This window comes from Microseira wollei NIES-4236 (assembly GCF_020521235.1).
In the GTDB taxonomy this organism is placed as follows: domain Bacteria; phylum Cyanobacteriota; class Cyanobacteriia; order Cyanobacteriales; family Aerosakkonemataceae; genus Microseira; species Microseira wollei.
In genome coordinates, this window is record NZ_BLAY01000257.1 from 1 (window position 1) to 9,889 (window position 9,889).

A 9,889-nucleotide genomic window follows, 5' to 3' on the forward strand; every position below is an offset into this window, starting at 1 on the left:
ACCGACGATATGTAGGGGCACGGCATCCACAATCTTTGCACCAGACCAAAAGACTTCGCTGCCGTGCCCCTACCCTCAAACATCGTCACACCGACGATATGTAGGGGCACGGCATCCACAATCTTTGTACCAGACCAAAAGACTTTGCCGCCGTGCCCCTACCCTCAAACATCGTCACACCGACGATATGTAGGGGCAAGGCACGACCATCTTTGTACCAGATCAAAAGACTTCGCTGCCGTGCCCCTACCCTCAAACATCGTCACACCGACGATATGTAGGGGCACGGCATCCACAATCTTTGCACCAGACCAAAAGACTTTGCCGCCGTGCCCCGAATGCCGCCAACGAATACCACACCCATAAACACCTGTAGGGGCAGGGGATCGCTTTTCCGCCTCTACGCGAGTCGATTTCGTACCGGATGGATCGCGCGACGGGCAATCTGCCAGCTAATCTTGATCGATACTGGAACAACAGGAACTAAATAGGCAGAACAATAGATGGATATTCGGGCAACAGATACCCCGCGCTTAGACTGGACAGGGGACGGACTAGCAATTGGTTTGTTTGAAGATGGATTAGAGTTAACCGGCGATCTAGCTCAATTAAACGAGAAATTCGGCGGTATTTTGCCGGAACTGATTGCCGAAACCGAATTCAAAGCCAAAGAAGGCAGCACCGCTTCGTCGCGCATTGGCGTTAACAGTCCCGTCCGCAAGATTATTTTAGTGGGACTGGGTAAACCAGAAGCATTCAAATTAAATACTTTGCGGCGGGTGGCGGCATCTATCGCGCGGGTGGCGAAAAAGGAAAAATGCAAAACCTTGGGGATAAGCTTGCCCGTGTGGAATGAAGATCCGGCGCAAACAGCGGGTGCGATCGCCGAAGGCATTATCCTCGCCCTACACCAAGATAACCGCTTTAAGTCAGACCCGGAAGATAAACCGCCCCAACTCGAACAAGTCGATCTGCTGGGGTTACCAGGTCAAGAAGAAGCGATTTCCCGCGCCCAGAAAATCTGCACTGGCGTTATTTTAGCGCGGGAGTTGGTAGCCGCCCCCGCTAATGAAGTCACGCCGATAACAATGGCAGAAACAGCACAAGCAATCGCATCCGAATTCGGTTTAGCCGCAGAAATTCTAGAACGGGAAGACTGCGAAAAGCTAGGCATGGGCGCATTTTTAGGCGTCGCCCAAGCATCCGATCTACCGCCGAAGTTTATCCACCTGACTTATAAACCAGAAGGAACCCCTCGGCGTAAATTAGCCATTGTGGGGAAAGGGTTAACCTTCGACTCCGGTGGTTTAAATATTAAAGTTGCAGGCAGCGGCATCGAAACCATGAAAATCGATATGGGGGGTGCTGCTGCTACACTGGGGGCGGCGCGTGCGATCGCTCAACTCAAACCCGACGTAGAAGTTCACTTTATCACCGCCGCGACCGAAAATATGATCGGCGGACGCGCCATGCACCCAGGCGATATCCTCAAAGCATCCAACGGCAAAACCATCGAAGTCAACAACACCGACGCCGAAGGACGTTTAACCCTAGCAGATGCTTTAGTATTTGCCGAAAAATTGGGCGTGGATGCAATTATTGACCTAGCCACGCTGACGGGTGCTTGCGTCATTGCCTTGGGTGACGATATCGCCGGATTGTGGAGTCCCGATGATAGCGTCGCCAATCAAATATTAGCAGCCTCCGAACTTGCAGGCGAAAAAATCTGGCGGATGCCCTTAGAAGAGAAATACTTCGAGGGTTTAAAATCCCCAATTGCCGATATGAAAAACACCGGACCTCGTCCAGGTGGTGCGATTACCGCTGCCCTTTTCCTCAAGCAATATGTCAAAGAAACCCCTTGGGCGCATTTAGATATTGCTGGACCAGTTTGGGCAGATAAAGAAAACGGCTACAACAATTCCGGTGCGACGGGTTACGGCGTTCGCACTTTGGTAAATTGGGTGATGAGTTAAGACAATTGAGAAACCCGGTTTGTTTAAGAAACCGGGTTTCTGCGAACTGAGAAATAATGCGTTGAGAGCGATCGCCGATGAACCCCACGCTTTACGAACAAGATTACTACCTATGGTTAGAACAAACGGCTAAATTGCTCGCTCGAGGTCAGTGGGATGAAGTAGATATAGCTAACCTGGTAGAGGAAATTAAAGACATGGGTAAGAGTGAGAGACGAGCGCTTGAAAGTAACTTAACCATCGTCTTACTCTACCTGCTCAAGTATAAATACCAAGCAACACATCGCAGCAATAGCTGGCTTTCATCTATCCTGGAACATTGTCTCAGAATCAAGAAGCAACTAAAGGAAAGCCCTAGCCTTAAACCTTATTTAGAACAAGTTTTTGCTGAGTGCTACGGAGATGGCATACTGAGAGCAGCAGTTGAAACTCGGTTGCAGATCAATACTTTCCCAACCAACTCACCTTTTACCATCGAAGAAGTTCTCGATATTAATTATTTACCTGACGCTCTGACTCCTGACATGGCGTAGGAGGCGTAGGGAGAGGGATAATGCTACGCATCGCTTACGCGAACGCGCTCCGGCCAAATGTTCAACAGGATACAATTGGGCAGAGAATTTATCGAGATTTTACCCATTCATAAGGCTATTTTTAAATCTGCGATCGCCAGGCTCACTTTTGCACAAAAATTATAGCGATCGGACTTTTCACAGCAACTTGACGAGTTTGCTTGTCAGAAAGGGTGTCCAAACACCGATCTCCTTTCCCTGAAAGGGGTTTGGGGGACTTGCCGTGAAAGGTCGGGGAAATTATTATATGCGATCGCTACCTAAGGCAAAATATGAGCAACTACCCAGACTTTTCAGATCGAGGCTATCAAGTCAAGCGCGAACTAGGGCAAAACCGTGCCTGTGGTCGAGTCACCTACCTAGCAACCGATAAAAAAACCAAGTCCCCAGTAGTCATCAAGCAATTTCAGTTTGCCCAAACAGGTGCAAGCTGGTCCGACTACGATGCCTATGACAAAGAAGTCCAACTCTTGCAGCGTCTAGATCATCCCAGCATTCCCACATATTTAGATTCCTTTGAAACTCCGTCAGGTTTTTGTCTGGTTCAAGAATACAAATATGCTCCTTCCCTCGCCCAACCCCATCTATTGACCCTAACAGAAATCAAGCAAATTGCTGTCGCAGTTTTAGAGGTTTTAGTTTACTTGCAACGGCAACAACCAGTTGTCATCCATCGAGATATTAAACCCGAAAATATCCTAGTTAACTGGCAAGAACCAATCAAAATTTACCTAGTAGATTTTGGATTTGCCCGCATTGGCAGCGGAGACGTAGCCGTCAGCAGTGCGATCAAAGGCACGTTAGGGTTTATGCCGCCAGAACAATTATTCAACCGCCAGCTAACAGAAGCATCAGATTTATACAGTTTGGGTGTAATGCTAATTTGCTTGCTGACAAATACAAAATCAACCGAGATCGGCAAGTTAATAGATGATGCGTATCGGATTAATTTTAAGCTTCTAGTGCCAAAGGTGAATCCCCTGTTTCTGGAATGGCTAGAAACAATGGTGACACCCAACTTGAAAAATCGCTTTCCCAACGCCGCCGCTGCCTTGGAAGCACTTCAACCAATTGATGTAGTCGGCAAGTTCAAAACACCAGAAATATCCGCACATGCCATCAAACGCAAACAGGGATTGAGGATAGCAAGTTTAGTCGGCTTTGCTATTGTTGCTCTTGCTATTGCCACGCTCAATTATAGAATGTCCCATCAAGCGTCCGTCAGGCATTTGCTGGAAACCAATAAATGTCCCAAATGCGATCTGAGGGGAGCAGACTTGAAACAAAGTAACCTGAAAAATGCCAACTTATGGGGTGCAAAATTAGCAGGTGCAAACTTGGAAGGTGCTGACCTAACAGGTGCCAAACTAGGTTATGCCAACCTTGCCAATGCCAACTTAGCAGATGCCAAACTCGGCAATGCCGACCTCAGAGGAGCAATAATAACGGGTGCTGAATTGGGAAATGCTGACTTGGGGGGTGCAAAACTAGGCTATGCCAACTTAGGACGTGCCAACTTAACGGGTACTAACCTAACCGCTGCTAACCTGTGGAATGCCAACCTGGGAAATGCTAACCTACAGAGTGCCAAAATGGGGGATGCCGATCTCAGACGTGCCAACCTCAAGGATGCCAATTTAGAGAAGACCAATCTCAGGCGTGCCAACCTGGGGGGTGCGGAACTAGGGTACGCCAACCTGGGGAGTGCTGACTTAAGCGATACCATTTTATGGGATGCCAACTTGGGGAGTGCCAACTTAGCGAGTGCAAACCTGGGGAATGCCGACTTAAGAAGTGCCATTTTAAGAGATGCTAATCTAACCAATGCCAATTTATCAAGTGTCAACCTAGAGCGTGCCTATCTGAGTGAAGCAAAGCTAATAAAGGCAAATTTAACCGCAGCCAATTTATCAGAAGCTAATTTAACCGAAGCCAACCTGACGAGTGCGATTCTAACCCGTGCGAACCTAGCAGGTGCTGACTTAGAACGTGGGATATTAGAAGCAGCGATCCTAGTCGGTGCAAACCTATCCAATGCCGATTTAAAAGCTGCCAATCTTAAAAGTGTCAACCTATCGAATGTCAATCTACAAGGTGCTTATTTAAAGAGTGCCAATTTTACCAATGCCAACCTGAGGAATGCCAACCTCAAAAGTGCCAATTTGACCGATGCCAACCTCACCAATGTCACAATTACTCGCTTCGGAGCCAAAAAATAACTGAACCTAGAAACCGTCGCAGCAGAAACCCGGTTTCCGATCCAGATCCTTGGTCAATCAACGAGGTATCTAGGCAGAAACCGGGTTTCTGGTCCAAATCCTTGGTCAATCAACGAGGTATCGCCGCAGAAACCGGGTTTCTGATCCAGAGGTATCTAGGCAGAAACCCGGTTTCTGATCTGGCGTTGCTAGTTAGTACATTTCCCGAAAAAACATCCGGAGATTCCCTGGTAACTCTTGTAAAAACTATTGTAGGGTCAGGGATTAAATTAAAGCGGGATAGCAACATGAACTTATCCAAATTATTCTCCTCTGTAGGTTTAGCATCAATGCTGGCAATGACGACCATCATCGCGTCGCCAAAACCCAAAGCAGCTTCGGCACAGCTAGCTGCAGAAAATTCGGTTATTTTGGTCAATCCTGGGGAAACGTTTGATGCTGAAATTCCCACCGCAGACAGCTTGGTTGTCTCCCATATTCCCAACCAGATTGTAGAGGAAATTTCCAGCAGTGCTGTTTGGTTAGCAGATACTTTGAACGCCACCGATCTACAACCAAATTTCCAGCAGCCATTAAACAGTCCTACTGTAGCTAAAGAGTCAGATGGGTTCAAAGTTGCCCCAACACAAGAACCCGAACAGAAACCAGCGTTTTCGATTAGAATCAAGAGTCCGGAAGAAATTTTCCGCTCCTTGTCGTTCTATGCCTTTATTGGCTTTGTCCTTTTAATCGCGGCGATAATCTTCTTTGTGGAAATCCTCAAATTTATCCTTTGGATTATCTTGTTGCCTCTGAAGATTTTATTATCGCTGTTCAGATAGCTTATGGAGAGTAATAACGCCAGTCGATCGCTTGCTAATTGCTAATTGCTAATACAGCATTTTTCCTAACAATAGCCATTAGCCATTAGCCATTAGCTCCCTGGTTTGAGATAACTAGAAACTTGAGTTAATATTGAACGGAAATATACTGATAATTGTTAGGTTTGGTTGAGTAGTGAAATATGCGTTCGCATGTGATAAAACAGAGCGATCGCATTTTTTTAGATGGAATATGGGCATAGGTAATAGGTGACTCAGGAGGCAGCAGCCCACCAGAACTCGCTCCCAGGCTCCAGCCTGGGAGCGAGAGGGACGAGGCTCTGCCTCCGTTCTCACATTACCAATTACCAATTAGCAATTAGCAATTAGCAATTACCCATTATCAAAGTTCTAACAATCCGGGGGGCGGTGCAATTTCAATCCGCTTTTGTTCCAGGTCTACTACAGGCACAATTTCTTTGACAAACGGAATCAAAACAGTAGTTGGCTGGGATTTGCGTTGCTCGTTTTTTGCGTTGGAAGTATCGGGTAAATCCTCTTCCTTTTCTTCTGACTCTGCTTGATGGAGTTGCACTTCTAGTAAATCATTTCCGGCTGGAATTAGATCGACTACAATACCCAAGCTTTCGCCAGTTAGTTGGTTGAAAACTTCTAAACCAATCAAGTCGCGAACGTGATATTCGTCTTCTTCTAGTGGTGGGCGATCGCTTGCCGGTACCATTAACTTACAACCCCGCAAAGCCTCAGCTTGGTTGCAGTCTTCCACACCCGCCAGTTTTATCACGTATACTCCCTTACCGGGAATATATCGACCACTGAGCAATTCTACAGTTTCGAGTTCCGTCTCATTTGGTCGCAATAGCCACCTTTGTCCGGGTTCTTCAAACCGTTCGGGAAAGTCAGAATTTGAATAAACTCGCACCTCTCCTTTTAAGCCTTGAGGGGCGACAATTGTACCGATTTCGATCCAGTCTTCGGATTGGGGATTTTGGCTCGTTCCCTGGCTCCCGCCTGGGAACGCTGATTTTGGATTGGTCATTGGACAGGTAACATTCTGCTTGCAGGGTCAAGTTATGGTCTTGTTTCTATTGTCTCTTGTTGGTGGCAGATGGGGCGCGATCGCCGAAGTGGAGAAGAAAGCGTAGGAGTGCGAAACCCAGTTTCTTGTAAAAATCGCCACTTTGGCAACGAGCAATCTACTAAGAAACCGGATTAGGTGTTTCGTCTGGCGTAAAACCTGAAAGCATTACTTCTTTTTATTGTGGAATGGGCATCTTGCCTGTCTATTGTACAGGGCAGGCAGGATGCCCACCCCACAATATTCTTTGCCAGAAGTCTACGATAATTTCAATCCCTCGGCAGAGGTAAATCTGTGGTCAAGCACTCCAGAAATAAGTTCGTTGCACTACTCACTGTCGCCTTTTTGAGTCGTTCATCACCTTTGGCTTTGACAAGCAGCAGTTGGGCGCAAAAGCCGACTGACGCGCAGATTGCAGATCTGATTCAAAAGTTAAACAGCAACGATGAATTGGAACGAAACAAGACGATTGAGGAACTGGGGAAAATCGGTCAGCCTGCTGTTTCTAAACTTGTCGCCGCACTGAAAGACGGGGACTTGCTAGTCCGTCTAGGTGCGGCTCAAGCTTTGGAGTCCATAGATTTGCCAGCTGTTCCCGCTCTTACCGCAGCATTGAAGGATAAGAATGTCAGAGTCCGCCGCCGTGCCGCTAGTGCATTGAGTCAAATGAATCTGTTCGCATATAGCTCGTCCAGACCACCAGAACTCAAAGCAGCTATACCGATACTGATTACTGCGCTCAAAGACAAGGATAAAAATGTGCGTCGCAATGCTACCTTTGCTTTGCAGAGCATAGGAGCAGAAGCGAAGGCAGCTGTAAACGATCTGACGGTCGCACTCAAAGACCCGGATAAGGACGTGCGTAACAATGCTGCCTGGGCTTTGGGCAGTATCGCTTTTGGCGTACAGAGAAAAGCTAGGGCTAATGCGTTATCTTCATCTGACTTAGATCGGGTCATATCTGACTTGGATAAAGCCTTAAAGATTTTAGAAGACCCCCAGAATAATTTTTCCCAGAACAGGATAGCACGTGTAAGTCTGCCCTTGGATGTTCTCAAAGCTAAAAGAAGCGATCGCATATTCATCGAAAGCATTCTCAAAAATCCCTGGGTATGGGGTTCTGGAATTTACCTTGTCTCGCTCTTCGGCATTTTTTGGCTACGCCCGCTGTGGCTGCTAAAAATTGATAACATCTTGAAACCGATCGGCTTCAAATTGCCGGTTCTAGGCGCAGAAATATCGCCTCGATACTTAATTTTTCTCAAATACCACCCCAGAGTTCTAGATGCCTGGGTAGCTTTCCACCTCAAATCAGTCCGCGAAGAATTTCAAGAAAAGAATACAGTACGGGACAGAAAAGTCTACATCCCCGTCCCCGTTATCCTCGACGGCAACAATATCGCCCAACTCACGGGCAAAGATTTGCGTTCAAGCTGCAAAAAACAGCGAGGTTGTCTGCTGATTTGGGGTGAAGGCGGCGCAGGTAAAACCAGCCTCGCCTGTCAAATTGCCAAGTGGGCGATCGCAGATAATCCAGATGAACGCCTCTGCGAACATCGAATGCTGCCCATACTAATTGAACAAGAATTAGACTTTGAAACCGCAACAGGTCAACAACCTTTCATGGCAGCAATTCGAGGGCAATTGCAAGATTTGACCAACGAAACTGAAGCTATTTCTGAGGAATTACTCGAACGCCTCCTTAGACAGCGGCGAATATTAGTCATTGTCGATCACTTTTCAGAAATGGGCGAAGCGACGCGCAAAGCGATTCGTCCTGAATCTCCAGATTTCTGCGTCAATGCTTTAGTCCTCACGTCACGCACAGAGGAAACGCTAGGTCAAGTTACCAGAAACAGCCTCCAACCTCTCCGCATTGAAGGTAACCGACTCTCATCTTTTATGGAAGCTTATTTAACCCAGCGAGGCAAGCGGAATCTATTTACCGATGCAGAATTTTTTGATGCCTGTAGTCTCTTGTCGCAAATGGTGGGACAGAGAAATATTACCGTATTGCTGGCTAAACTTTATGCCGAACAATTGATCGTAGCTAAAGAAGACACATCACCTGACCAATTACCCGATAATATTCCCGATTTAATGCTGAGTTATTTAAACGAACTCAATCGCAATGTAACGGGGGATAAATTGAGCGATCGCACCGTCCACCAAGAAGCCAAAACCCTTGCCTGGGAATGCCTCAAGCGAACTTTTCGACCGACATCGGCAAAAAGAGAGGATGCGTCAGCAACGCTTTCCCCAGGAATTACCGCCCAAAATGGAGATAGCGCCGAATTGCATCTAAAATATCTCGAAACTCGCCTGCGCCTGATTCAAACAATTGGTCCGGCACAAGACCAAATCCGCTTTTACCTCGATCCTTTAGCTGAATATTTGGCTGGTTTGTATTTGCTGGATGTTTATGGAAAAGACGCGCAATTGTGGCAGCAATTCTTGCAAGAAGCAGCTGCAATGCCTGGTGCGCCAGAGTCAATTAAAGGGTTTCTGTTAGCAGTGAGAGATTGCTGTCTTGCTAAAGGTAAAGAAGCAAAAGTGCCCGATTTTGTAGCTGAAGAATTGGGTAAACTTGCCGGAATTTCTCCGATTATACAACCCCCCGTGGCACAGATGCAGACAGGAATTGTTTCATAGCGACACAGATGGTTGTAGGGGCACGGCATCAGTAAGTTTTGTTCTTAACTCAACGTATTTCGACGCCGTGCCCCTACAGCGCGGTATTTGCAGCTGAAAATGGTTGTCGGGAACATCAATAACTTTTGCGCGGCAATCAAACTATTCGGATGCCGTGCCCCTACAGGGTGGTATTTCTTGCTGAACATGGTTGTCGGGGCACGGCAATAATCAAGTTTGCGCTGCCATCAAAATATGCGGATGCCGTGCCCCTACAGGGTGATATTTCTTGCTGAACATGGTTGTCGGGGCACGGCAATAATCAAGTTTGCGCTGCCATCAAAATATTCGGATGCCGTGCCCCTACAGGGTGATATTTCCTGCTGAACATGGTTGTCGGGGCACGGCAATAATCAAGTTTGCGCTGCCATCAAACTATTCGGATGCCGTGCCCCTACAGTGTGGTATTTCCTGCTGAACATGGTTGTCGGGGCACGGCAATAATCAAGTTTGCGCTGCCATCAAAATATTCGGATGCCGTGCCCCTACAGGGTGATATTTCCTGCTGAACATGGTTGTCGGGGCACGGCAA

At 47.2% G+C, this 9,889-nt stretch carries 9 protein-coding genes; 7 read left to right on the forward strand and 2 right to left on the reverse strand.

The window, feature by feature from the left end; all coding sequences use genetic code 11:
* The first annotated feature begins 63 nt into the window (after positions 1–63).
* The 5 genes from MiSe_RS44540 to MiSe_RS44560 all read left to right on the forward strand — a co-directional run bounded on the left by MiSe_RS44540 (position 64) and on the right by MiSe_RS44560 (position 5,588).
* Positions 64–366 (forward strand): hypothetical protein, encoded by a 303-nt coding sequence (locus MiSe_RS44540; protein ID WP_226592997.1) that lies wholly within the window; start codon positions 64–66, stop codon positions 364–366.
* A 137-nt stretch (positions 367–503) separates the two neighbouring features.
* Positions 504–1,976, forward strand: a complete 1,473-nt coding sequence (locus tag MiSe_RS44545; protein ID WP_226592999.1) for a leucyl aminopeptidase — start codon at positions 504–506, stop codon at positions 1,974–1,976.
* Positions 1,977–2,053: 77 nt separating this feature from the next.
* A complete protein-coding gene (locus tag MiSe_RS44550; protein WP_226593001.1) occupies positions 2,054–2,509 on the forward strand; it encodes a DUF29 domain-containing protein in 456 nt (151 codons plus the stop codon).
* Between the two features lie 311 nt (positions 2,510–2,820).
* On the forward strand, positions 2,821–4,767 hold the full coding sequence (locus MiSe_RS44555; protein ID WP_226593003.1) for a serine/threonine-protein kinase: 1,947 nt from the start codon (positions 2,821–2,823) through the stop codon (positions 4,765–4,767).
* Positions 4,768–4,868: 101 nt separating this feature from the next.
* Positions 4,869–5,588, forward strand: coding sequence for a hypothetical protein (locus tag MiSe_RS44560; protein ID WP_226593005.1), 720 nt, complete (start codon positions 4,869–4,871; stop codon positions 5,586–5,588).
* A gap of 382 nt (positions 5,589–5,970) precedes the next feature.
* Here the strand turns inward: MiSe_RS44560 and rimM are convergent, their stop codons facing one another.
* Positions 5,971–6,627, reverse strand: a complete 657-nt coding sequence (rimM, locus tag MiSe_RS44565; RefSeq protein WP_226593007.1) for a ribosome maturation factor RimM — start codon at positions 6,625–6,627, stop codon at positions 5,971–5,973.
* 333 nt (positions 6,628–6,960) lie between these two features.
* On the opposite strand from rimM, the gene MiSe_RS44570 reads away from it, so the two are divergent.
* Both MiSe_RS44570 and MiSe_RS51695 read left to right on the forward strand, forming a co-directional pair.
* Positions 6,961–9,318: a HEAT repeat domain-containing protein gene (locus tag MiSe_RS44570; RefSeq protein WP_226593009.1), complete on the forward strand. Its 2,358-nt coding sequence runs from the start codon at positions 6,961–6,963 to the stop codon at positions 9,316–9,318.
* Positions 9,319–9,467: 149 nt separating this feature from the next.
* Positions 9,468–9,593 (forward strand): hypothetical protein, encoded by a 126-nt coding sequence (locus MiSe_RS51695; protein WP_264197013.1) that lies wholly within the window; start codon positions 9,468–9,470, stop codon positions 9,591–9,593.
* On the opposite strand, the gene MiSe_RS44575 is transcribed toward MiSe_RS51695, so the two are convergent.
* A complete protein-coding gene (locus MiSe_RS44575) occupies positions 9,570–9,707 on the reverse strand; it encodes a hypothetical protein (protein ID WP_226593010.1) in 138 nt (45 codons plus the stop codon). The genes MiSe_RS51695 and MiSe_RS44575 overlap by 24 nt on opposite strands.
* Positions 9,708–9,889: the final 182 nt, after the last annotated feature.

Excerpts from the sequence above, each read along its gene's own strand:
- MiSe_RS44550 (WP_226593001.1), top strand. The coding sequence starts at position 2,054 with ATGAACCCCACGCTTTACGAACAAGATTACTACCTATGGTTAGAACAA.
- rimM (WP_226593007.1), bottom strand. The coding sequence starts at position 6,627 with ATGACCAATCCAAAATCAGCGTTCCCAGGCGGGAGCCAGGGAACGAGC.
- MiSe_RS44555 (WP_226593003.1), top strand. The coding sequence starts at position 2,821 with ATGAGCAACTACCCAGACTTTTCAGATCGAGGCTATCAAGTCAAGCGC.
- MiSe_RS51695 (WP_264197013.1), top strand. The coding sequence starts at position 9,468 with ATGCCGTGCCCCTACAGGGTGGTATTTCTTGCTGAACATGGTTGTCGG.
- MiSe_RS44545 (WP_226592999.1), top strand. The coding sequence starts at position 504 with ATGGATATTCGGGCAACAGATACCCCGCGCTTAGACTGGACAGGGGAC.